The sequence below is a fragment of the Planococcus ruber genome (assembly GCF_022819085.1).
Taxonomy (GTDB): domain Bacteria; phylum Bacillota; class Bacilli; order Bacillales_A; family Planococcaceae; genus Planococcus; species Planococcus ruber.
In genome coordinates, this window is record NZ_JALHAG010000010.1 from 42526 (window position 1) to 66308 (window position 23783).

Here is a 23783-nt window from a genome sequence, read left to right on the forward strand (position 1 = left end):
TTTGTCTCGAGTTTCTGTGTGGCTCTTCCTCGTTTACGACCAAGTGATTAGAAGACAGACGGTAGGCTTGGACCGTCTGCTTCCAAAAATTTATCAATCAACTGTTCCAGCAATTTCTTCTTTATCTGCAATTGGCAAGATATTTAATGAATCCGCAGGCTGAAGATCTTCTTCTTCGTCCAAATCGCGCAATTCAATTTCTTCATCATCGATTGTAAGCATTTTTACGTCCATACCCAAACTTTGAAGCTCTTTGATCAAAACTTTAAATGATTCTGGAACGCTTGGTTCCGGAACACTTTCGCCTTTGACAATCGCTTCATAAGTTTTCACTCGGCCAACAACATCATCCGATTTGACTGTTAAGATTTCTTGAAGAGTATGAGCAGCCCCATATGCTTCAAGTGCCCAAACTTCCATCTCACCGAAACGCTGTCCACCGAATTGAGCTTTACCGCCAAGTGGCTGTTGTGTAACCAATGAGTAAGGTCCAGTAGAACGGGCGTGCAATTTATCATCAACCATGTGGGCAAGTTTGATCATATACATGATTCCTACCGATACACGGTTATCGAATGCTTCACCTGAACGGCCATCATATAGGATGGTTTTTCCGTCACGTGACATCCCTGCTTCTTCCATCGTTTCCCATACATCAGCTTCATTCGCACCATCAAATACAGAAGAAGCCATATGAATACCAAGTGAACGAGAAGCCATACCTAAGTGCAGCTCAAGTACTTGTCCGATATTCATACGCGATGGTACACCAAGCGGGTTAAGCATGATGTCGACCGGAGTTCCATCTGGCATAAACGGCATATCTTCTTCTGGAAGAATGCGTGAAATTACACCTTTGTTTCCGTGGCGTCCGGCCATTTTATCACCGACTTGGATTTTCCGTTTTTGGACGATATAAGCACGCACTAATTGGTTTACACCCGGTGGCAGCTCATCGCCGTCTTCACGGTTGAAGATTTTCACATCAAGAACAATACCGCCAGCGCCGTGTGGCACGCGCAATGACGTATCGCGGACTTCACGTGCTTTTTCTCCAAAGATTGCATGCAATAGACGTTCTTCAGCTGTCAGTTCCGTTACACCCTTAGGCGTTACTTTCCCGACTAGGATATCTCCGTCTTTCACTTCTGCTCCTACACGGATAATTCCGCGGTCATCCAAATTACGAAGCGCATCTTCACCGACGTTTGGAATGTCGCGTGTGATTTCTTCAGGTCCGAGCTTTGTATCACGCGAATCTGATTCGTATTCTTCGATATGGACAGAAGTATATACATCATCTTTTACAAGACGTTCGCTCATAATGATCGCATCTTCATAGTTGAAGCCGTCCCAAGTCATGAATGCGACAAGGACGTTGCGGCCAAGAGCCATTTCTCCGCGTTCCATTGAAGGGCCATCTGCTAAAATATCGCGTTTTGATACGCGGTCGCCAACTTTTACAATCGGGCGTTGATTATAGCTGGTTCCTTGGTTAGAACGGACGAATTTCTGCAATTTATAGCTAGTCAAATCGCCTTTTACTTCTTTGCCATCGATTTCTTCGATGCGGCGAACTTTAATTTCTCTTGCTTCTACAGATTCTACGATACCTTCGTATTTCGCAATTACAGCTGCACCGGAATCACGCGCTGCCAAATGTTCCATTCCTGTACCGACAAACGGCGCTTCAGGATTTAACAATGGAACTGCTTGACGTTGCATATTCGCTCCCATTAATGCACGGTTGGAGTCATCATTTTCAAGGAACGGAATACAAGCTGTTGCTACAGATACGACCTGTTTCGGAGAAACGTCCATATAATCAATGCGGTCGCGTTTGATTAAAGTGTTTTCCCCGCGGAAACGTGCTACTACTTCTTCTTCTACGAAAGAGCCGTCTTCCGATAACTCCGAGTTGGCCTGAGCCACTACATAGTTATCTTCTTCGTCTGCAGTCAAGTAGTCGATGTGAGGCGTAACCACTCCTGTTTCCGGATCAACCCGGCGGTAAGGTGTTTCAATGAATCCGAATTTGTTCACTTTCGCAAATGTCGAAAGTGTGTTGATCAATCCGATGTTTGGTCCCTCAGGCGTTTCAATCGGACACATGCGGCCATAGTGTGAATAGTGAACGTCACGCACTTCAAATCCAGCGCGCTCACGTGTCAAACCACCAGGTCCAAGTGCAGATAGACGGCGTTTGTGCGTCAACTCACCCAATGGATTTGTTTGGTCCATGAACTGGGAAAGCTGTGAACTTCCGAAGAACTCTTTAATTGATGCAATAACCGGACGGATATTGATCAACTGCTGAGGCACGATTGCCTGCGTATCGTTGATAGACATACGCTCGCGCACTACACGTTCCATACGGGATAAACCGATGCGGAACTGGTTTTGCAAAAGCTCCCCTACCGAACGCAAACGGCGGTTGCCCAGGTGATCGATATCATCTGTGTTTCCAACTCCGTAAAGAAGGTTAAAGAAGTAACTAATAGATGAAATAATATCAGCTGGCGTTACGTGTTTGATTTTGTCTTCAATGTAAGCATTGCTGATGACATTGATTTCTTTTTGGTTTTCGTCATTTGGCGCGTAGATCTTAACTGACTGCAATGTAACATCGCCTTCAAGAACTCCGCCTGTTTGGCTTACCGTATGGAAATTGACGCCACTTTCCAAATAAGGAATTAGACGGTCCAATACTCGGCGGTCAATGACTGTACCAGCTTCCACTAAAATTTCGCCTGTTTCAGGATCCACCAACGTTTCAGCGATGGTTTGGTTGAAGAGACGGTTTTTAATGTGAAGCTTTTTGTTCATTTTATATCGGCCCACATTTGCTAAGTCATAGCGTTTTGGGTCGAAGAAACGCGAATAAAGTAAGCTTTTTGCGCTTTCAACTGTCGGCGGCTCGCCCGGACGTAAACGTTCGTAGATTTCAAGAAGCGCTTTTTCCGTGCTTTCCGTATTGTCTTTTTCAAGCGTGTTTTGAAGAAATTCGTTATCCCCAAGCAAATCAATGATTTCTTGGTCAGATCCGAAGCCAAGCGCTCTTAAAAGAACTGTTACCGGCAATTTACGCGTACGGTCGATTCTTACGTAAACGACGTCTTTTGCATCTGTTTCATATTCCAGCCAAGCTCCACGGTTCGGAATCACCGTAGCTCCAAAGCCTTTTTTACCGTTTTTATCGGTTTTGTCGTGGAAATAAACGCTTGGTGAACGCACTAATTGGGAAACAATAACGCGTTCTGCTCCATTGATGACAAAAGTTCCGGTTTCAGTCATTAATGGGAAATCACCCATAAAGACATCCTGTTCTTTCACTTCATCTGTCTCTTTGTTGTGCAAGCGAACTTTCACGCGCAAAGGAGCCGCATAAGTGACGTCGCGTTCTTTCGATTCAGAGACTGGATACTTTGGTTCCGCGAGACTGTAATCAACAAACTCAAGCGATAGATTCCCTGTGAAATCTTCGATCGGTGAGATATCTCGGAACATTTCGCGCAGTCCTTCTTCGAGGAACCACTCATAAGACGCTGATTGGATTTCAATCAGGTTAGGAAGTTCAAGCACTTCTTTAATTCTCGAAAAACTTCTACGTTGACGATGTTGCCCGTACTGAACTAGTTGACCTACCAACTTATTCACCCCTCAATAAAACGATTATAGGTCTTTGCGATTTCCACTAAATAGTGTATGATATCGAAAAGACAAAAAGAAAACGAGGCTAAAAATTAGCTCATTTTCGGTTTACCGTGATCAAATCTGTCGCTATGCCATGCCCTAAAAAGGGCAAACGACCTCAAAATAATAAATTTTGCATTTAGTTATAATACCATAGCGGTTTTGTCAAGTCAAACTTTTCTGGCCTCAAAAATAAAATACCCTTTTTTCTTGTCAATTACTTGGCAGTCTCCGAAAAGCTTCGTCAACTTCTCTTGAGTCGAAGGCGCCCCTTGCTTTTTCTGTATCACAACCCACAGCGATCCGCCGTGCTTCAGCTTATCGTAAGCTCCTTCATAAAAACGAAAAATCGTTTCTTTGCCTGCGCGGATCGGCGGATTGGTCAAAATCGCCGAAAATCCGTTTTCTTCTACCGCTGACAGCCCATCACTTTCATAAATCTTCACATTCTGTATGCCGTTTTTTTCTGCATTTTTCTTCGCTAATTCAATTGCGCGCATGTTTACATCAACCATGTGGACTTCTTTTTGAGGGAACGCTTTAGCGATCGCCATTCCGATCGGCCCGTATCCACACCCTACATCTAAAACAGGGCCATCAATTGATGAATCTTCATAGGTTTCAATCAATAAACGAGAACCAAAGTCAATATCGCCTTTGCTGAATACGCCGGAGTCTGTCTGGAAATGGAACTTCTCGCCTCGCAATGTATTCGTCCATTCTTGAGGATTACTTGTTGTTTGGGGATTTTTAGAATAATAATGCTGGGACATGAATAGCCCTCCTTACCATAATCAACTTACCGCAAAATCTTCAGCCGATTTAAATAATAAAAAGAAGAAAAAGCCCGTCGGTATAAACTGACGAGCTTTCTTTCTTATTCATAAGTTGATGAAATTATTTAACTTCTACTGAAGCGCCAACTTCTTCAACTTTAGCTTTGATTTCTTCAGCTTCTTCTTTAGAAACGCCTTCTTTAAGAGCTTTAGGAGCTTCGTCAACTAGAGCTTTAGCTTCTTTCAAGCCTAGGCCAGTAACTTCGCGTACCACTTTGATAACTTTGATTTTTTGGTCTCCAGCAGAAGCTAGGACTACATCAAATTCAGTTTGCTCTTCAGCAGCAGCACCGCCAGCAGCAGCTGCAGCAACAGGAGCAGCAGCAGTTACGCCGAACTCGTCTTCGATTGCTTTTACTAGGTCGTTAAGTTGAAGAACTGTCATTTCTTTGATTGCGTCTAAGATTTGTTCTTGTGTCATTATAGTTTCCTCCTATGGAAAGTTGATTTTTTTGTCGTGCTTATCCGGCTAACTTATTAAGCGCCTTGTTCTTCTTTGCTGTCTGCAACTGCTTTTGTAATCGCAGCAAAGTTGCGGACTGGGGCTTGTAGTACGCTGAGTAGCATAGAAAGTAGACCTTCGCGTGATGGAAGTTCTGCCAATGCTTTAATATCGTCAGCAGATGATACAGTGCCTTCGATGATACCCGCTTTGATTTCAAGCGCTTCGTTCTTTTTAGCGAAATCGTTGATGATTCTCGCTGGCGCTACTACGTCTTCGTTAGAAAACGCAATGGCGTTTGGTCCTGTAAAGTGTTCGTTGATTGCTTCAAGTCCGTGCATTTCAGTAGCACGGCGAGTCATTGAGTTTTTGTAAACTTTGAACTCAACGCCTGCTTCACGAAGCTGTTTACGAAGTTCTGTTAATTGGGCAACGTTCAAGCCGCGGTAATCCACAACTACAACCGAAGCTGCGGCTTCGAATTTGTCAGCGATCGTTTGCACAACAACTTTTTTCGTTTCAACTGCTTTTCTCATTTTGGCACCTCCTATAGATTTTCATTCGTACCGTTCGTCCATAAGAAAAGCCTCTGGTCTTTACAGACACAGAGGCATAAGTTCAGCATCAAAAAGATGGGTACTGAATTCATCATGTCCTCGGCAGGGATAAATTAAGCGGCTCGCGCCCCTGCTGTCTGCGGTACAAATATGCATTTTACAACTACGCTATTGTAGCAAGTGTAAAATGATCTGTCAACACTTAAATTACTTAGCTACGCTGTTTGTATCTACTTTTACAGCAGGTCCCATTGTAGTTGTAACGTTAAGTGATTTGATGTAAGTTCCTTTAGCAGCCGACGGCTTCGCTTTCACAACTACATCGTAAATCGCTTCTAAGTTTTCAGCCAATTGGCTGTCTTCGAAAGAAACTTTCCCAATTGGTGCGTGGATGATACCTGATTTATCTGCACGGTATTCCACTTTACCAGCTTTGATTTCTTGAACAGCTTTCGTTACATCAAATGTAACTGTGCCTGTTTTAGGGTTTGGCATTAAGCCTTTTGGTCCTAATACGCGTCCAAGTTTACCAACTTCACCCATCATATCAGGAGTTGCAACGATCACGTCGAAGTCAAACCATCCTTGTTGGATTTTTTGGATATATTCAGCATCGCCTACGAAATCTGCACCTGCTGCTTCAGCTTCTTTAAGTTTTTCGCCTTTAGCGAAAACCAATACGCTTTGCGTTTTACCAGTTCCGTTTGGAAGCACTACTGCTCCGCGGATTTGCTGGTCGTTCTTGCGCGTATCAATTCCAAGACGGAAAGCTACTTCTACTGTTGCATCGAAGTTGACTGTGCTTGCTTTTTTCGCAAGTTCAATTGCTTCTTTAGCATCGTACAATTTTGAACGATCGATTAATTTTGCTGCTTCTTGCAGCTTTTTGCCTGTTTTAGCCATTTTGAAATGTCCTCCTTGTTGTGGTCTAGCGGTCTTGAACCTCCCACGATTAAAGGCTGCGCGGTTCTGGTGAACACGCGCAACCCATCCAAAAACAACTACTGTATTAGTCTTCGATTGTAATGCCCATGCTGCGAGCAGTACCTTCAACCATCAACATTGCAGCTTCAACTGAAGCAGCATTTAGATCTGGCATTTTAGTTTCTGCGATTTCGCGAACTTGGTCGCGTTTCACAGTCGCTACTTTATTGCGGTTCGGTTCGCCTGAACCTGATTCGATACCAGCTGCTTTTTTCAATAGAACAGCAGCGGGTGGAGTTTTCGTAATGAATGTAAATGAACGGTCTTCAAATACCGAAATCTCAACCGGAATGATCAATCCTGCTTGTTCAGCAGTACGTGCGTTGAACTCTTTACAGAAGCCCATGATGTTAACACCTGCTTGACCCAATGCTGGACCAACCGGCGGCGCTGGATTAGCTTTTGCTGCAGGGATCTGCAATTTTACAACTTTAATCACTTTTTTAGCCACGAAACACACCTCCTTAAGTCCGTGATGTGGTAATAGGGTTTCCCCTCCCACTCAATATCTGTCTGTCAACTTTGTTGATAGAATTAGCTAAATTGTACAAATTGTCCTATGACAGTCTGACCTATGAAATAATACCACTTCTTCGCCATAATAGCAAGCGGCTTTTATATTTTTTGAACCTGCTCGAAGTCGAGTTCCATTTTTGTCTCCCTGCCGAAGATATCGATGGAAACTTTTACTTTGCCTTTTGTTTCATCAATTTCTTCCACTTTGCCTTGGAAACTCGCGAATGGCCCTTCCATGACTTCGACGACATCGGATACGGCAAAGTCAATGTCCACTTTGCGCGCTGTCATGCCCATCTGTTTCAAGATGAACTCGACTTCCTCATCCAATAAAGGCGTCGGTTTCGCGCCTCCGCCTGATGAACCGATAAATCCAGTGACACCCGGTGTATTTCGGACAACATACCAAGACTCATCTGTCATGATCAATTCCACTAAAACGTATCCCGGGAAAGTTTTGCGCATCACTGTGCGTTTTTTTCCGTCTTTAAAATCTGTTTCCTGTTCTTCAGGAATGATGACGCGGAAGATTTTATCTTGCATGCCCATTGTTTCTACGCGTTTTTCCAAGTTTGCTTTTACTTTATTCTCATAACCTGAATACGTGTGTACCACATACCAATTTTTTTCCATAATCGTGCGGACTAGACGTCCATCCCTCCTTTTTTTGCCAAATGAAAAAACCCGTTCTCTAAGAATGACGGGCTATTTTTTATGCGTTATTCTTGTTGAATACCTAAAATCAAAGTGCCAAGAACCAACGGAATAATTCCGAGATGCCAGTATCGACTAATGCGAAGAAAAGAGCCATAAAGATTACTGTAGAAAGAACTACGATTGTATAGCGAGTCAGTTCTTTGCGCTTTGGCCAGCTTACTTTTCTCATTTCCGAAACGACATTTTTAAAGAAACCACCAATGTTGCCCATTGTTTTAAAAACCTCCGACTTTCAAAATTACTCTATATCGTCCGGCATTCAATTAAAATTCATAAGGTTTGTTGATGCACGGTATGCCCATTGCAGTGAGCACAGAATTTTTTGAGTTCCAAACGTGTACTGCGCCCTTCTTTCGAAGGTACCGTATAATTACGGGAAGCACATTTCGAGCAGCTTAAAACCATTTTTTTAGCCATTTTTCTCACCCTATTCGAGTTTGCAGCTTTTTCAAGGTTATCACCTTAAAACGGAGCTGTCAACTAGGCCTTAGGACATCTGGGTCTCGTCAAATTGAAGATGCCGCTCCAGTTTCCGCTTGACTCGCTGCAGCGCATTATCAATCGATTTGACATGCCGTTCCAATTTATCGGAAATTTCCTGATACGATTGGCCATCCAAGTACAAAGCCAGAACTTCGCGTTCCAAATCACTCAGTACTTCACCCATTTTTTCTTCCATGTACAAAAATTCTTCGTTATTAATCATCAACTCTTCAGGGTCATCGACACCAGTTCCAGTCAAAACATCCATCAACGTCCGATCAGATTCTTCATCGTAAATCGGCTTATCCAAGGAGACATAGGAATTCAGCGGAATGTGCTTTTGCCTTGTTGCCGTTTTGATCGCCGTAATGATTTGGCGAATGATGCACAATTCGGCAAAGGCCCGGAAAGAAGATAATTTATCACTTCGGAAATCGCGGATCGCTTTGTATAAGCCGATCATCCCTTCTTGGATGATGTCTTCCTTATCAGCCCCTATTAAAAAATAGGAACGGGCTTTCATGCGAACAAAATGCCGAAACTTCGTAATCAAAAAGTCCAAGGCTTCGGTATTTCCGCTGTGGACCAAACTGACAAGTTCTTCATCTGTCATTTCTGTGAATCGGTGCGTTTGAACTTGCTCATGATTTACCACGGCTATCCCTCCGGTTGCGTGAACCTCGATAACATCAGTATACAGGAAGAAAAAATTGAGCGTCAACCAGTCATTTCAGTCCACGTCGCCATTTTTCGAAAATTTCTGCCACTTCTTCAGATAGATGAATTTTGGAAAATGCCCGCTGTTCTTGAATTTCTTTCACTTTCTTCGAAATATTCCGTTGAATTTCTTCCATCTCAATTTCCAATTCCCTGGCTGAAATGCGAAGAGCTCCTTTGCCAAAAATAACCCGCTGTTCCGTTTGATCGGAAGTGGCGACATAAATTTGGTCTCTGCGGCTGCTTAGGCTCGTTGCCAATTTTTCAATCCGTTCATCTGCCGTCTCACTTTCCCGCGTAAAGATGACCTCAACTTCATGGTGCCTATTCTTGGCTTCAATCCCCGGGACCAGATGGGCATCAAAAATGATGATGACGCGCCAACCCTTGTAACTTTTATATTCAGCCATCCGTTCAATTAACCGGTCTCTGGCATCTACCAGTTTATCTTTTTTTAATTCTCTTAGTTCCACCCAGTCTCCAATGATGTTATAGCCATCAACCAGCAGAATATCCATGGAATCACCCGAGTGGATGGCGCTTTCGATAAACTTCATACATCAATAAACTTGCAGCCACTGACGCATTAAGGGATGTAACGTGTCCAATCATTGGCAGCTGGTAAAGGAAATCACATTTATCGCGCAAGATCCGGCTCATGCCTTTTCCTTCACTTCCAATAATGACGGCAAGCGGCAAGCCTGCATCCATATTGCGGTAATCCGTCGACTCTTTTGCATCCGTCCCCGCAATCCATACGCCGCGTTTTTTCAATTCGTCTACCGTTTGGGATAAATTGTTGACGCGCACGACCGGCACGTGTTCAATAGCACCCGTGGAAGACTTGGCAACAACAGCTGTCAGGCCCACAGCACGGCGTTTCGGAATCACGATGCCGTGTACGCCGATTGCATCCGCTGTCCGCATGATCGATCCCAAGTTATGCGGATCTTCCAATTCATCAAGAATTAAAAAGAACGGATCTTCCGAGCGCGCTGCCGCTGCTTCGAATAAATCATCCAATTCTGCGTAATTATAAGCAGCCACGGCTGCCGCGATTCCCTGGTGGTTCGAATCCGTCAACCCGTCCACTTTCTTTTTCGGCACGAATTGAACCAGGACTCCTTTTTCTTTTGCCAATTGCAGCAATTCCGTGATCCCTTTTTTCTGGACGCCTTCGGCAATCCAGATTTTATTGACGTCCCGGTCTGCGCGCAAAGCTTCCAGTACGGGGTTTTTGCCACCGATAATTTCCGGTGCTAGTTCCTCAGTCATTTGATCGCTCCTCTCAGCTCTTCTATTGTGTCAATCGCATAGGCGATGATTTCATCCGTCCGGTCTTGCTCGCCTTTTAAATAAAGCCACCCAAGCACTGCTTCAAAAGCGGTGCTGAAATTATAGGTTTGGACATCGGTGTTTTTCGGCACCGATCCTGATTTCGCATTGCGCCCTCTTCTCATGACAGCCAGCTCCGCCTCGGTTAAAAACGCTTCATCTGTCATTTTCTTTAAGACACCGGCCTGCGCTTTTGCCGAAACAAAGGTCGTGGCTTGGCGATGCAGAATATTGGGTTTAACGCGTCCAGAACGCAGCAGATGTTCGCGCACCGCCTGCTCATACACGGCATCGCCCATATAAGCGAGTGCCAGCGCGTTCAGCTGGTCAACGTCCTGATTCCGTAAAACGTTCACGCCCTTACCCCCTTTTCCAACGCGTGCCTTGCGCCGTATCTTCTAAAATGATGTTTTTCTCTTTGAACAAGTCCCGGATTTCATCCGCTCGCGCAAAATCGCGGTTCTTGCGGGCTTCGATGCGTTCTGCAAGCAACGCTTCCACTTCGGCATCCAATAATTCTGCTTCCTGTTTGAACGGCAATCCCAACACGCCGGCCAATTCGCCGAATAACGCGATGAATGCTTCCAGCACTTCCGTGGAAGTTTGTTTTTCCAATAAATACGTATTGGACAACCGCGATAAATCAAAGAGTTTTGAAATCGCATTTGCTGTATTGAAATCGTCATCCATCGTTTCCACAAACTCTTCTTTGATGGCATTCATTTTCGACAGCCAAATATCCGTATGGTCCCCAAGGCCTGCCGACGTTTCCAACCGATGCTTCAAGTTTGCATAAGCCGTCCGAAGCCGCTCAAGTCCAGCAATGGCATCTTCCACCAATTGCTGCGAATAATTGATCGGGTGGCGATAATGGACAGACAGCATGAACATGCGAAGTACCTGCGCATCCAATTCTTTTAAAATGTCATTGACCAAAACAAAGTTATTCAGTGATTTCGACATTTTTTCATTGTCGATATTGATATAGCCGTTATGCATCCAGTAGCGGGCAAACGTCTTGCCCGTGTAAGCTTCAGACTGGGCAATTTCATTTTCATGGTGCGGGAACGTTAAATCCTGTCCGCCTGCATGAATGTCGATCGTATCGCCGAGATGCTCGCGCGCCATAACTGAGCATTCGATATGCCAGCCTGGACGCCCTTTGCCCCAAGGACTTTCCCACGAAATTTCGCCCGGTTTCGCCGCTTTCCATAAAGCGAAATCCAAGGCATCTTCTTTCTTATCGCCCGTCTCAATCCGCGCGCCCACCTTCAATTCATCGACCGATTGATGCGACAATTTTCCGTAGCCTTCGAATTTGCGCGTGCGGTAGTAAATATCGCCTTGCGATTCGTAGGCATAGCCCTTTTCCACAAGCGCTTCGATAAAATCAATGATTTGCGGCATATGGTCCATGACGCGCGGATGCACATCCGCTTCGTCGCAGCCCAGCGCTTTCGTATCTTCAAAATAAGCTTGGATAAAACGTTCAGCGATTTCCGGAACTTCCACGCCGAGTTCATTGGCAGCTTTAATCAGTTTGTCATCAACATCCGTAAAGTTGGAGACATACGTAACGTCATAGCCGCGGTAAGCCAAGTAACGGCGAACCGTGTCATAGACAATAACCGGACGCGCATTGCCGATGTGAATGTAGTTATAGACAGTCGGACCGCACACATACATTTTTACTTTTCCCTCTTCTAAGGGAATAAATGCTTCTTTTTGACGCGATAGCGAATTAAAAATTTGAATTGCCATTCCGTTGCCCTTCTTTCTTTTATGCGTTTTTTAATCGTTCAATTTCCTGCTTCAGTTCCGCTATTTTCATTTCCATGCTTTCGCATTTATCCATCATCGGATCCGGCATGTCTTGATGATTCAGATCGGGCTTTACTTTCACGCCGTCCTGGATCACCACTTTTCCCGGAATCCCGACAACTGTCGCATTTGCCGGAACGCTTTTCAGCACAACGGAGCCGGCGCCGACTTTTGAATTTTCGCCAACTACTATGGAGCCAAGGACTTTTGCGCCTGTGGCAACCAACACATTGTCTTCTAGCGTCGGATGGCGTTTGCCGCGCTCTTTTCCCGTTCCTCCAAGTGTGACGCCTTGATACAAGGTGACATTGTCGCCGATGATACACGTTTCACCGATGACGACCCCCATGCCATGGTCAATAAAAAATCGGCGGCCGATCACCGCTCCTGGATGGATCTCGATGCCGGTGAAAAAACGGCTGATCTGCGAAATAGCGCGGGCAATGAAAAACAATTTCTTCTTAAAGAAAAAATGCGCTAAGCGGTGCGCCCAAATGGCATGCAGCCCGGAATAGGTCAAGATGACTTCCAAGTAGCTTCGGGCAGCCGGGTCCTGCTCAAACACCACATCAATGTCCTCTTTTAAAAATTTCCACATGCTCACTCTCTCCTTTCTTGTGCAAAATAAAAAGCGCCTCTGCCATAAAAATGACAGAGACGCATAATTGCGCGGTTCCACTCTGATTAGAAAGGCGGTTGCCTTTCTCTCTCGAACGCCTTTAACGCAGGCGGTACGTCTGGTCTACTTGATTCGACTCAGCACTCGGAGAGGCATTTCAACGCAGCAGCGGCCCGGATCATTTTCAGCCGGTGATGATCCTCTCTTTGGAGCATGCTGCATTTACTTCTTCTCGTCAACGATTTACTAATAGTAAGTTCATTCTACACGCTTGCCGCCATAAGTCAATTTCTTGCACTCTTTGCAGCTGCCACCCGCTTATGCCTGTGCGAATTTAGCAAGGCGCGCAATGGTTTTTTCTTTTCCTAACAGCGCAATGGAGTCCGGCAATTCCGGTCCGTGCATTTGGCCTGTCGTCACAACGCGGATCGGCATGAATAAATTCTTCCCTTTATGCCCTGTCGCTTTTTGGACCGCTTTGATCGCTGCTTTGATTTCCGCAGGCTCAAATGTTTCCAGGTTCTCCAGCTGCTCGATGAAGGAAGCCATCACTTCCGGCACTTGCTCACCCGCCAGCACTTCTTTCTCTTCTTCGCCGAATGACAATTCTTCTGTGAAGAACAGATCCGAAATCTCTGTAATCTCAGCACCGTAGCTCATTTGATCGTGGTACAAAGCAATCAGCTTTTCAGCCCAAACTGTTTGTTCTTCCGATAATTGTTCAGGCAATTTGCCTGCTTTCTGCAAATGAGGAAGCGCGAGCTTCACCACTTCTTCAAGCGGCATTTGCTTAATGTACTGGTTGTTCATCCACATCATCTTTTGCTTATCGAACATCGACGGCGATTTCGAAAGGCGGCTTACATCAAAGATGCGGATCAATTCCTCTTTCGAGAAAATCTCTTCTTCCCCTTCTGGAGACCAGCCAAGCAAAGCAAAGAAATTAAACAAAGCTTCTGGAATATAGCCAAGGTCTTTGTATTGGGAGATGAACTGTAGAATCGACTCATCGCGCTTCGACAATTTTTTGCGATCTTCGTTGATGATAAGCGTCATATGGCCGAACGATGGGTAATCCCAGCCAAACGCATCGAAAATCATCATTTGCTTCGGCGTATTCGATAAATGCTCTTCCCCGCGGAATACATGGGAGATCTTCATCAAATGATCGTCGATGACTACAGCAAAGTTGTATGTCGGAATGCCGTTGGTTTTCACGAGCACCCAGTCACCCACATCTTTTGATTCGAATGAAACCGGCCCGCGAACCAAGTCTTCAAACGAATACGTGACATCAGCCGGCACTTTCATGCGCAATGTATAAGGCATTCCGGCCGCTTCTTTTTCTGCCACTTCTTCAGCTGTTAAATTGCGGCAAGTTCCGCTGTATTGAGGCGCAGCAATTCCTGCCGCTTTTTGCTCTTCGCGTTCAGCTTCCAATTTTTCAGGCGTACAGAAGCATTTATAAGCTGTTCCTTTTTCGAGCATTTCATCGGCATAGCCTTTGTAAATATCCAAACGTTCCATTTGGCGGTAAGGGCCGTATTCGCCGCCGATATCAACGGACTCATCGTATTCCAAACCAAGCCATTTTAAATTATCCAATTGCGATAATTCGCCTGTTTCGATATTGCGGGCAATATCCGTGTCCTCGATGCGGACGATGAACTTCCCGTTGTTGTGGCGTGCGTATAAATAATTAAAGAGCGCTGTCCGGGCTCCGCCGATATGTAAATGGCCAGTCGGGCTCGGAGCATAACGTACGCGTACTTCTTGTGTCATGTTTTTTCCTCCTAATTGAATAACAGTATGTTCTATTTTATCACTCTGGAGCATCCAGCGGAAGCGGGCGTTTTGTCAATAAGATGACTGCAAGTGCAGCGATCCCTTCTTCGCGTCCAGTGAATCCCAGGTGTTCGGAAGTTGTGGCTTTCACATTCACCTGTGAAATGTCCGCTTCCAATAAACCTGCAATCGACTCGCGCATCTGTTCGATATAAGGAGCCAGTTTCGGTTTTTGTGCAATGACGGTGCAATCGACGTTGCCGAGCTCATAGCCTTGCTCTTTTACGTATTGCCAAATATGCGTAAGCAATTTGCGAGAATCCGCATCTTTGAATTCCGGGTCCGTGTCCGGGAAATGCTTGCCGATATCGCCTCCGCAAATCGCGCCAAGCGCTGCGTCCGTAATGGTATGAAGCAAGACATCTGCATCGGAATGGCCGAGCAGCCCTTTATCATGCGGGATTTCGATGCCGCCTAAAATGAACGGGCGCCCTTCTGCTAATTGATGTACATCATATCCTTGTCCAATTCGAATCATTTCTTTTCCTCCTGTTTCCGGTTCTCTAAAATGGCCTTGCCATAAATCAAATCTTCCGGTGTTGTCATTTTTACATTTTCATAGGTACTTTCCACGATCTCCACCGGATGCCCTAAGCGCTCTACTAACATCGCTTCATCCGTTCCCAAAAAGCCGTCTTTCGCCGCTGCCTGGGCAGCCGCCAAAATCAACTCATACCGAAAAGCTTGCGGCGTTTGAATCATCCACAATTGCTCGCGGTTGACCGTTTCCGTAATGATGCCGTCTCGCGCTTTTTTGATCGTGTCTTTTACCGGTACAGCCGCAATCGCCGCGCCAGAAGCCTGGGCAGTCCCCACCAATTCCGAAATAACGGATGGATCAATGAACGGCCGTGCAGCATCGTGGACCAATACAACGCCACAAGGCGGAATCGCTTCAAGACATGCTCTGACACTGTCTTGCCGCTCCATTCCGCCTTCTGCATAACCATGGACTTTCGTAATGCCATATTGATTGACGCAAGTTTCAATCAGTTCGCGTTCGTCCTTTTTGACTGCGAGCCAAATGCTCTCGCAATTCGGATCCTGCTGGAACACTTCCAAGGTATAAAGGAAAATCGGTTTATTGAAAAGTTCGAGTAATAATTTATTCTTATTTGCCTTCATCCGTTTCCCGCTGCCCGCAGCAGGAAGAACGACTGTATAATTCATATTGCGCCATCCTTTATCCATTCATTGTAATTTGGCGGCCTTCACGCGGTTTCGCAAAAATCATCCGGCCAGCTGAAGTTTGAAGCACACTTGTTACCGTCACATCAATTGCCTGCCCGATAAATCCTTTGCCGTCTTCAATCACAATCATTGTGCCATCGTCCAAGTAAGCAACCCCTTGGTTTTGCTCCTTGCCGTCTTTGATCACAACGACATGCATATCTTCTCCAGGGATTACGACCGGTTTCACCGCGTTTGCCAAGTCATTAATATTCAAGACCGGAACATTATGGAGTTCACAGACTTTATTTAAATTAAAATCATTCGTCACCACTTGTCCGCCCATTTTTTTAGCTGCGCGCATCAGCTTCAAATCCACTTCACTGACTTCATCAAAACTTTCTTCCGTAATCATAATAGCCCCTTCGCGTTCACTTTGAAGGCGTTTCAAAATGTCCAATCCACGACGCCCGCGCGTTCTTTTCAAGGTGTCGGAAGAATCGGCAATATGCTGCAGCTCTGATAAGACGAATTGAGGTACAACAAACGTCCCTTCCATAAAGCCAGTCGCCGAAATATCGGCGATCCGTCCATCAATAATGACACTGGTATCAAGCAATTTATAAGAAGTCTTTTCAACAGCTTCTTCGATTTCCGGCTTCTTCGATACCGATAAACGCTGAGGCGTCAGCATCGCGATCATCTCTTCCCGCTTTTGGAAACCAACCTGGAAACCTAAGTACCCCAATACTACCGACAAAATAATTGGAGCAGCTGTCGCAACTACCGGAATATCAATCGTACTCAAGGCAAAACCGATCAAGAAAGCAACAATCAATCCAATGATGAGGCCGACCGTCCCAAACAGCAAATCCGGGGTAGGGGCATGAAGAAGCCTTTCCTCCATCCATTTCATAAATCTGACGATGGCATCCGCAAACAAGAGAGACAAAACAAAAAAGATAAGTGCACCGATCAAAGCAGATGCAATGGCATTATTGACCCAGGGATTATCGAGAATAGGAATAAGTTCAAAACCATATGGTAAAAATAGAATCCCGACAGTAGCACCAACAAGCAAAAATAACACTTGAATAATTCTTTTTAGCATAGACTCCACCTCCTTTATAATAATTATACACATTTTAATGGCGAAACGCTCTGTTGACCCTTTCAGGGAATCAGCTAAAGAAAAAGGAGGCAATTTGCCTCCTTTATTGTGGGAAAATCTCTTTTAATGCCTCATTCACACTTTCAACGCCAACGACTCGGATTCCTTCCGGATAATCCCATCCTCCAAGGTTCGAAGCTGGAATAATGGCCCGTTTGAACCCTAATTTCGCCGCTTCCTGAACCCGCTGTTCAATACGGGATACCCGCCGGATCTCCCCTGTTAAACCTACTTCACCAATTATACAATCATAAACATTCGGCGCGAGGTCACGGTAACTGGAAACGATGCTCGCAAGTACGGCCAAATCGATCGCCGGTTCGTCCAATTTCACGCCGCCCGCCACTTTGATATACGCATCTTGCGCCTGCAGCAGCATGCCCATCCGCTTCTCAAGCACGGCCATCAAAAGCGATACCCTGTTTTGATCGATCCCTGTAGCCATCCGCTTCGGATAATTAAAGCTTGAAGGCGTGACCAATGCCTGGATTTCAACTAAAATTGGGCGAGTTCCTTCCATGGAAGCTACGACTGTAGAGCCTGCTGCTCCGCTTGAACGCTCTTGAAGAAACAATTCGGAAGGGTTCAGCACTTCTTTCAAGCCGCTTTGCAGCATTTCGAAAATCGCAATTTCATTGGTCGATCCAAAACGGTTTTTGACACTGCGCAAAATCCGGTACGTATGATGGCGTTCGCCTTCAAAATACAACACGGTATCCACCATATGCTCCAAAATTCGCGGCCCTGCAATCTGCCCCTCTTTTGTTACGTGCCCCACCAGGAAAATCGCAATGTTCTTCGTCTTAGCAATCCGCATTAATTCAGCGGTGCTTTCTCGAACTTGCGTCACACTTCCGGGTGCTGACGTTACTTCCGGATGATGCACCGTCTGGATAGAATCGACAATCACAAAATCCGGCGCTACATCTTCTATCGTATGATGAATTAATTCCAAATTGGTTTCTGCATAGATATAAAGCTCCGAAGAGGCCGCATTCAACCGCTGCGCCCGCAACTTGGTTTGGCGAATCGATTCTTCACCGGAAATATACAAAACCCGGCTTCCGCTATTCGCAAGCATCGCAGATACCTGAAGCAGCAAAGTGGATTTCCCGATCCCCGGGTCCCCACCGATCAATACAAGCGACCCCGGAACAATCCCGCCACCGAGCACACGGTTTAACTCTTCAAGTTCCGTTTCGACACGCGGCTCTTCTTTTGTTTCAATGGCGTTAATGGAAACCGCTTTTTGCGGAACGGCAGCCGAATGCTGAAATGCTCCTCGCGTCCCTTTAGGTGCAGCCACTTCCACCTCTTCCACCATCTGATTCCATTCTCCGCAGCCTGGACATTTCCCCATCCATTTAGCTGACTCATAACCGCACGACTGGCATACAAACTTCGTCTTTTTCTTAGCCATGGGTACCTCCTTTTCCAAATAAAAACGCTCGCCGATTTTTCGGCGAGCGGAAAATTCATCTTACTTTACTTCCGTAACCGCTTCTTTAGTGCGAACAACAAATTCGTCGTTCTCCACATCAAATACAATGCGTTGACCGGCAATAGCTGTGCCTTTTAACAGTTCTTCAGACAAACGGTCTTCTACATATTTTTGAAGTGCACGGCGAAGAGGTCGTGCCCCGTATTCAGGATCATACCCCTCTTTGGCTACTTTTTCAAGCGCAGCGTCTGTCAGTTCCAAATCAATGTTTTGTTCTTTCAAACGCTCTGTTAATTGCTTAGACATCAAAGTAACAATCTCACGAAGGTTCTCTTTCTCAAGAGAATGGAAGACGATCATATCGTCAATACGGTTCAAGAATTCAGGACGGAAGGCTTTCTTCAATTCTGCCAACATTTTGCCCTTCATGTCTTTATAATCCGTTTTCGCATCTTCTAAATTGAAACCAACGTATTTATTGTATTTCAATTCTTCTGCCCCGACGTTAGACGTCATGATGATGACGGTATTGCGGAAGTCGACTCGACGTCCTTTGGAATCCGTCAAACGTCCATCTTCAAGCACTTGCAACAGAATATTGAAGACATCCGGATGCGCTTTTTCAATTTCATCGAGAAGAACGACCGAATAAGGTTTTCTGCGGACTTTCTCCGTCAATTGGCCTCCTTCTTCATAACCGACATAGCCTGGAGGCGAACCGACAAGGCGTGAAGTCGAATGTCTTTCCATGTATTCGGACATATCGATGCGGATCATCGCGTCTTCATCGCCGAACATTGATTCAGCGAGCGCACGCGCAAGCTCCGTTTTACCGACGCCAGTAGGCCCAAGGAAAATGAATGAACCGATTGGACGTTTCGGATCTTTCAATCCTGCACGTGCACGGCGGATCGCTTTAGATATCGACGTTACCGCCTCTTCTTGGCCAATCACACGATTATGCAGAATTTCTTCCAAGTTCAACAATTTATCAGATTCTGTCTGAGCCAATTTCGATACTGGAATGCCCGTCCACATGGAAACAACGGTTGCAATATCTTCCATTGTCACTTCAGACTCTTCTTTGCCTTGCTTTTCTTTCCATTCTTTTTTCGTTTTATCTAATTGATCTTTCAATTTCTGTTCAGCATCACGAAGCGAAGCCGCTTTTTCAAATTCCTGGCTTTGCACTGCTTCATTTTTCTCAGAACGGGCCGCTTCTAACTTCGCTTCCAACTCTTTCAAATCTGGCGGAGTCGTATACGAACGAAGACGGACTTTAGAGCCTGCTTCATCAATTAAGTCAATCGCTTTGTCCGGCAAGAACCGGTCTGAAATATAACGGTCAGACATTTTAGCTGCTGCTTCAATGGCTGCATCCGTAATTTTTACTCGGTGATGCGCTTCGTAGCGGTCGCGAAGCCCTTTAATGATCTGGATTGATTCTTCAACAGTTGGCTCATCTACTTGAATTGGTTGGAAACGGCGTTCTAGCGCTGCATCTTTTTCAATGTATTTACGGTACTCATCTAAAGTCGTAGCACCGATACATTGCAATTCACCGCGTGATAAAGACGGTTTCAAGATATTTGATGCATCGATCGCACCTTCTGCACCGCCAGCGCCAATTAATGTATGGAGCTCATCAATGAACAGAATTACGTTGCCCGCTTGGCGAATTTCATCCATCACTTTTTTCAAACGGTCTTCAAATTCACCACGATATTTTGTACCTGCGACAACTGTACCCATATCCAAAACCATTACGCGTTTGTCGCGCAAAGTTTCCGGTACTTCATTATTGACGATCTGTTGCGCCAATCCTTCAGCAATAGCTGTTTTACCGACGCCAGGCTCCCCGATCAAGACCGGGTTGTTTTTCGTGCGACGGCTCAATACTTCAATCACACGCGTAATTTCTTTGCTTCGCCCAATTACCGGATCTAGGCTGCCTTCACGTGCGACTTGAGTCAAATCGCGTGCTAAGCCATCTAGTGTTGGCGTATTTGCAGAAGCATTTGGGCTGCTTCCTGTAGATGCTTGTTCATTGCTGCCTAAAAGCTGCAAGACTTGCTGGCGTGCCTTATTCAAGCTGACGCCGGCATTTCCTAGAACACGCGCTGCTACTCCTTCACCTTCACGGATCAATGCCAACAGCAAATGCTCCGTTCCAATGTAAGAATGGCCGAGTTTACGGGACTCATCCACTGAAAGCTCAATGACTTTTTTCGCTCTCGGGGTATAGTGAACAATCGGTCCAACATCTTTCTCACCAACGCCAACTAATTCTTTTACCCCTTCTTCGATCAATTGCGTATTTACTTCAATCGCTTCCAGCGCTTTTGCAGCAATGCCGCCGCCTTCGCGAATTAACCCTAATAGGATATGCTCAGTACCAATTGACTCGTGTTTCATGCGAATCGCTTCTTCTTGGGCTAATTGAAGAACTTTTTGTGCGCGTTGTGTAAATCGATTAAACATCATGCAAAATCCTCTCCTCTGTTGTTAGTAACATCATCATTATTTAAACGGTCCCGAAACAGTTTTGCACGGGCGTAGTCTCTTTCCTTCGGTTGCAGCGGCTTATCAGAATAGCGCTGCAAAAATGCAGGCTGCATAAAGATCATCAATTCATTGAGTATCGACATATCCATGCCTTCAATCATTTTCAGATCAATTCCAAGACGCACATCCGAAAGGCAAGTGGCTGCTTCTTCGGTTGTCAGCATTCTTGCATGGGTCAGTGTACCAAGCGACCGGTAGATACGGTCTTCCAGAACCACTGGTGAGTTGCTTAAAATAGCCTCCCTAGCACGGCGCTCTTGCTGAATAATTTGGTCCGTCATGTTTTCAAGATCTTGCAAAATCTCGTATTCTGACTTTCCTAAAGTAACTTGGTTGGAGATTTGATAAACATTTCCTAGTGCTTCACTGCCTTCTCCGTAAATACCTCTTACCACCATTCCTAAACGTGATATCGCTGGAATAATGCGAGTAATTTGGTGTGACATGGTCAAAGCAGGCAGATGGAGCATAACAGAAGCACGCATCCCAGTCCCTGTATTCGTTGGGCAACTGGTCAGATATCCATACTGTTCATGAAAAGCATAAGATAAATGTTTTTCAAGTAAAGAATCCAACTCATTTGCCCGTTGATAAGCATCTTGTAAATGAAAACCCGATTGCAGGCTTTGAATGCGCAAATGATCTTCTTCATTTACCATAATACTGAGTTCCTCATTTTCCGATATCAATACCGAACCTGAATGGGTACCTTTTGCTAAATAAGGGCTTATCAAATGTTTCTCCACTAAAACTTCTCTTTCCAATTGCGGGGTTTCTTGAATACTAATATGAGTAAAGGAATGTTTCAATTCTTTTCCCTTATCAAGCAATACTGCAGAGATTTCTTTATCTACTTTTAATGCTTCATCTTCTGTATACGCATATGGAAATTTAAAATTATTTAAATTTCGTGCTAAGCGAATTCGAGTACTCATCGCAATATCGACATTTTCACCATCATTGGACATCCAACTGCTGGCTCTTGGTTGAAGAAAACGCTCAATTGCCATCAGAAGCACCTCCCTCAAGCTGAACATTCAGAGCCTTTACTTGGTCTCTTAATCTGGCAGCCTCTTCAAAATTCTCCTGCTCAATTGAAAATTTCATTTGCTTGCGCAACTCTTCAATTTCTTTTTTAATTTTTAAGGTGCTTCCGTAAGAAGCGGGTATTTTACCAGTATGCTCACTATTTCCGTTATGAAGTCTTTTAAAGATCTCATCCAGTTGGGACTCGAATACCTCATAGCAGTCAGCACAACCAAACTTGCCTAACTTTAAAAACTTGTTAAATGTAAATCCACAGGATGGGCAAACAGCGACTTCTTTTTTTATTGGACTGGGCGAAGTTTGCTGGTTTGGAAACCAATTCGTGAGTAATTGGTTTATGGCTAAAGGATCTTGCTCAAAAACAATATTGAAATTATGATTTCCTGCTGCACATACATGGCATAGCTGCCGTTCAGTCAATTGCCCGTTGATATTCTGTTTAACTATGACAGAAGCGGGACGCTCACCGCATTGATCGCAAATCATATTACCACTCCTTACAAGTTCGGCTGATGCTTTAAAGTAAATAACATAGCTATTAAAATTCTTGCCCTAATTTCATCGCGGACTGGCAAAGGCATAAGCAATGTTGATCGGTCAACTGCACTCAATATCAAGTTGGCTTCTCGCTTAGAGATAATCTCTTCATCAAGCAACCGAAAAACAATATCTTCTGCCATACTTTGGGTAGCACCTTGCTTTAATCGTTCAATAATCTCAGCAATAAAATCTGCTTTTTGATGAAAACGAATCCGCTTAATTCGAATATATCCGCCGCCGCCTCTTTTGCTTTCAACAATATACCCACGATCTACAGTAAAACGAGTATTTATAACATAATTAATTTGCGAAGGAACACATTGGAATTTTTGAGCAACTTCACTACGCTTTATTTCAATATGTTCTCTATCGCTTAATTCGATAACTTCTTTTAAATAACCTTCAATTACATCAGAAATATTCCGCATCGTCATCACCTCTTCGATACTAATATGCCAAAATTGACTTTGACTATATTTGACTTAATTATACACTATCCATTTTATGCATTTCAAATAGTATGATTGGCCGCAAAAATAATTAAAAAAGTCTCGAGAGCAATTCCCGAGACATTAAATAACCTTATTCTTGTTCAAGTATTTTTTTTACGAAGTCTTTTGCGTGGCTCGATGCTGATCTTGTTTCTTCTTCCCGATACTTAGTCGTCCATTTTACACCTTCTCGCCATATTTCTACTACATCACCTTCAGAAACGTTATGTGTAAAATCAGCTACCGGAAAAGTAAAATGTTCTTTCTCTCCATCAATCGAAATAAGTAAAGCTGAGCGTTTATCAATGGTTTCTACCTTATATAAACCTGCTCTCATGATATTCACCTCACTTCAGTTTCCCCGAAATTGCAGATTTTAAGCCTAGATTTTTGAATTGTTAAAATTATTTTATGTTTTTTTATAAAACGCAAAAAAAAGCCGTTACCGGCTACGGTAACGACTTTTCAGGTGCCCAGCGACGTCCTACTCTCACAGGGGGAGACCCCCAACTACCATCGGCGCAAAAGAGCTTAACTTCCGTGTTCGGGATGGGAACGGGTGTGGCCTCTTTGCCATCATCACTGGACTCTTTTTTCAGAGTGACTTGTTCACTCAAAACTGGATAGGCGACATTGAAACGGGTGAAACCGTTGGTTTCCGTAAACAAAGTTGGTTAAGTCCTCGATCGATTAGTATTCGTCAGCTGCACATGTCGCCACGCTTCCACCTCGAACCTATCTACCTCATCGTCTTTGAGGGATCTTACTTGCTTGCGCAATGGGAAATCTCATC

The 23783-nt window shown here is 44.7% G+C and carries 25 protein-coding genes, 2 rRNA genes and 2 other annotated features; all 27 genes read right to left on the minus strand.

The annotated features are described in order from the left end of the window. Positions 1–93: 93 nt before the first annotated feature. A complete protein-coding gene (rpoB, locus tag MTR82_RS12540) occupies positions 94–3648 on the minus strand; it encodes a DNA-directed RNA polymerase subunit beta (protein ID WP_246809371.1) in 3555 nt (1184 codons plus the stop codon). Between the two features lie 215 nt (positions 3649–3863). Further along, the gene (locus MTR82_RS12545) at positions 3864–4466 is read right to left on the minus strand and encodes a class I SAM-dependent methyltransferase (RefSeq protein WP_246809372.1); all 603 of its coding nucleotides are present in this window, start codon (positions 4464–4466) and stop codon (positions 3864–3866) included. Between the two features lie 124 nt (positions 4467–4590). Beyond that, positions 4591–4950, minus strand: a complete 360-nt coding sequence (gene rplL / locus MTR82_RS12550) for a 50S ribosomal protein L7/L12 (protein WP_052654200.1) — start codon at positions 4948–4950, stop codon at positions 4591–4593. Positions 4951–5006: 56 nt separating this feature from the next. Further along, the gene (gene rplJ, locus MTR82_RS12555; RefSeq protein ID WP_052654203.1) at positions 5007–5507 is read right to left on the minus strand and encodes a 50S ribosomal protein L10; all 501 of its coding nucleotides are present in this window, start codon (positions 5505–5507) and stop codon (positions 5007–5009) included. Positions 5508–5541: 34 nt separating this feature from the next. Then, positions 5542–5689: a sequence feature (ribosomal protein L10 leader region), on the minus strand. 46 nt (positions 5690–5735) lie between these two features. Next, positions 5736–6431, minus strand: a complete 696-nt coding sequence (gene rplA, locus MTR82_RS12560) for a 50S ribosomal protein L1 (protein ID WP_052654206.1) — start codon at positions 6429–6431, stop codon at positions 5736–5738. 106 nt (positions 6432–6537) lie between these two features. Next, positions 6538–6963, minus strand: a complete 426-nt coding sequence (gene rplK, locus MTR82_RS12565) for a 50S ribosomal protein L11 (RefSeq protein WP_052654209.1) — start codon at positions 6961–6963, stop codon at positions 6538–6540. A 164-nt stretch (positions 6964–7127) separates the two neighbouring features. Then, positions 7128–7661, minus strand: a complete 534-nt coding sequence (gene nusG, locus MTR82_RS12570; RefSeq protein ID WP_246809373.1) for a transcription termination/antitermination protein NusG — start codon at positions 7659–7661, stop codon at positions 7128–7130. Positions 7662–7770: 109 nt separating this feature from the next. Next, positions 7771–7956: a preprotein translocase subunit SecE gene (gene secE / locus MTR82_RS12575; protein ID WP_052654215.1), complete on the minus strand. Its 186-nt coding sequence runs from the start codon at positions 7954–7956 to the stop codon at positions 7771–7773. A gap of 59 nt (positions 7957–8015) precedes the next feature. After that, positions 8016–8162 (minus strand): 50S ribosomal protein L33, encoded by a 147-nt coding sequence (gene rpmG / locus MTR82_RS12580; protein ID WP_110925679.1) that lies wholly within the window; start codon positions 8160–8162, stop codon positions 8016–8018. A 70-nt stretch (positions 8163–8232) separates the two neighbouring features. Continuing rightward, the gene (gene sigH / locus MTR82_RS12585; protein WP_052654218.1) at positions 8233–8883 is read right to left on the minus strand and encodes an RNA polymerase sporulation sigma factor SigH; all 651 of its coding nucleotides are present in this window, start codon (positions 8881–8883) and stop codon (positions 8233–8235) included. A gap of 70 nt (positions 8884–8953) precedes the next feature. Further along, positions 8954–9463 carry an NYN domain-containing protein gene (locus MTR82_RS12590; protein WP_246809381.1) on the minus strand — a complete coding sequence of 170 codons (510 nt, stop codon included), beginning with the start codon at positions 9461–9463 and terminating at the stop codon, positions 8954–8956. A 4-nt stretch (positions 9464–9467) separates the two neighbouring features. Then, positions 9468–10220, minus strand: coding sequence for a 23S rRNA (guanosine(2251)-2'-O)-methyltransferase RlmB (gene rlmB, locus MTR82_RS12595; protein WP_246809374.1), 753 nt, complete (start codon positions 10218–10220; stop codon positions 9468–9470). After that, positions 10217–10636: a Mini-ribonuclease 3 gene (locus tag MTR82_RS12600; RefSeq protein WP_052654225.1), complete on the minus strand. Its 420-nt coding sequence runs from the start codon at positions 10634–10636 to the stop codon at positions 10217–10219. The genes rlmB and MTR82_RS12600 overlap by 4 nt, the downstream gene beginning before the upstream one ends. A gap of 4 nt (positions 10637–10640) precedes the next feature. After that, entirely contained in the window at positions 10641–12041 is a 1401-nt protein-coding gene (gene cysS / locus MTR82_RS12605) for a cysteine--tRNA ligase (protein ID WP_246809375.1), read from the minus strand. A 19-nt stretch (positions 12042–12060) separates the two neighbouring features. Next, a complete protein-coding gene (gene cysE / locus MTR82_RS12610) occupies positions 12061–12699 on the minus strand; it encodes a serine O-acetyltransferase (protein ID WP_246809376.1) in 639 nt (212 codons plus the stop codon). Positions 12700–12751: 52 nt separating this feature from the next. Continuing rightward, positions 12752–12968: a binding site (T-box leader), on the minus strand. A 70-nt stretch (positions 12969–13038) separates the two neighbouring features. Continuing rightward, positions 13039–14502 (minus strand): glutamate--tRNA ligase, encoded by a 1464-nt coding sequence (gene gltX, locus MTR82_RS12615; protein WP_246809377.1) that lies wholly within the window; start codon positions 14500–14502, stop codon positions 13039–13041. Positions 14503–14542: 40 nt separating this feature from the next. Next, on the minus strand, positions 14543–15043 hold the full coding sequence (gene ispF, locus MTR82_RS12620; RefSeq protein ID WP_052654236.1) for a 2-C-methyl-D-erythritol 2,4-cyclodiphosphate synthase: 501 nt from the start codon (positions 15041–15043) through the stop codon (positions 14543–14545). After that, on the minus strand, positions 15040–15735 hold the full coding sequence (gene ispD / locus MTR82_RS12625) for a 2-C-methyl-D-erythritol 4-phosphate cytidylyltransferase (protein ID WP_052654238.1): 696 nt from the start codon (positions 15733–15735) through the stop codon (positions 15040–15042). Before ispD ends, ispF begins: the two co-directional genes overlap by 4 nt. A 13-nt stretch (positions 15736–15748) precedes the next feature. Next, on the minus strand, positions 15749–16846 hold the full coding sequence (locus tag MTR82_RS12630) for a PIN/TRAM domain-containing protein (protein ID WP_052654240.1): 1098 nt from the start codon (positions 16844–16846) through the stop codon (positions 15749–15751). Positions 16847–16949: 103 nt separating this feature from the next. Next, positions 16950–18326 carry a DNA repair protein RadA gene (gene radA, locus MTR82_RS12635; protein ID WP_246809378.1) on the minus strand — a complete coding sequence of 459 codons (1377 nt, stop codon included), beginning with the start codon at positions 18324–18326 and terminating at the stop codon, positions 16950–16952. A 60-nt stretch (positions 18327–18386) separates the two neighbouring features. After that, positions 18387–20831: an ATP-dependent protease ATP-binding subunit ClpC gene (clpC, locus tag MTR82_RS12640; protein WP_246809379.1), complete on the minus strand. Its 2445-nt coding sequence runs from the start codon at positions 20829–20831 to the stop codon at positions 18387–18389. Then, positions 20828–21922, minus strand: a complete 1095-nt coding sequence (gene mcsB / locus MTR82_RS12645; protein ID WP_246809380.1) for a protein-arginine kinase McsB — start codon at positions 21920–21922, stop codon at positions 20828–20830. The genes clpC and mcsB overlap by 4 nt, the downstream gene beginning before the upstream one ends. Beyond that, complete coding sequence (locus MTR82_RS12650) at positions 21912–22445, minus strand: UvrB/UvrC motif-containing protein (protein WP_052654251.1); 534 nt, start codon at positions 22443–22445, stop codon at positions 21912–21914. The genes mcsB and MTR82_RS12650 overlap by 11 nt, the downstream gene beginning before the upstream one ends. Before the next feature lie 11 nt (positions 22446–22456). Continuing rightward, the gene (locus MTR82_RS12655) at positions 22457–22927 is read right to left on the minus strand and encodes a CtsR family transcriptional regulator (protein WP_052654253.1); all 471 of its coding nucleotides are present in this window, start codon (positions 22925–22927) and stop codon (positions 22457–22459) included. A 154-nt stretch (positions 22928–23081) separates the two neighbouring features. Beyond that, positions 23082–23327, minus strand: a complete 246-nt coding sequence (locus MTR82_RS12660) for a hypothetical protein (protein ID WP_052654256.1) — start codon at positions 23325–23327, stop codon at positions 23082–23084. Positions 23328–23461: 134 nt separating this feature from the next. Beyond that, a 5S ribosomal RNA gene (gene rrf, locus MTR82_RS12665) occupies positions 23462–23577 on the minus strand. Positions 23578–23660: 83 nt separating this feature from the next. Beyond that, positions 23661–23783 (minus strand): 23S ribosomal RNA (locus MTR82_RS12670); the annotation flags it as partial.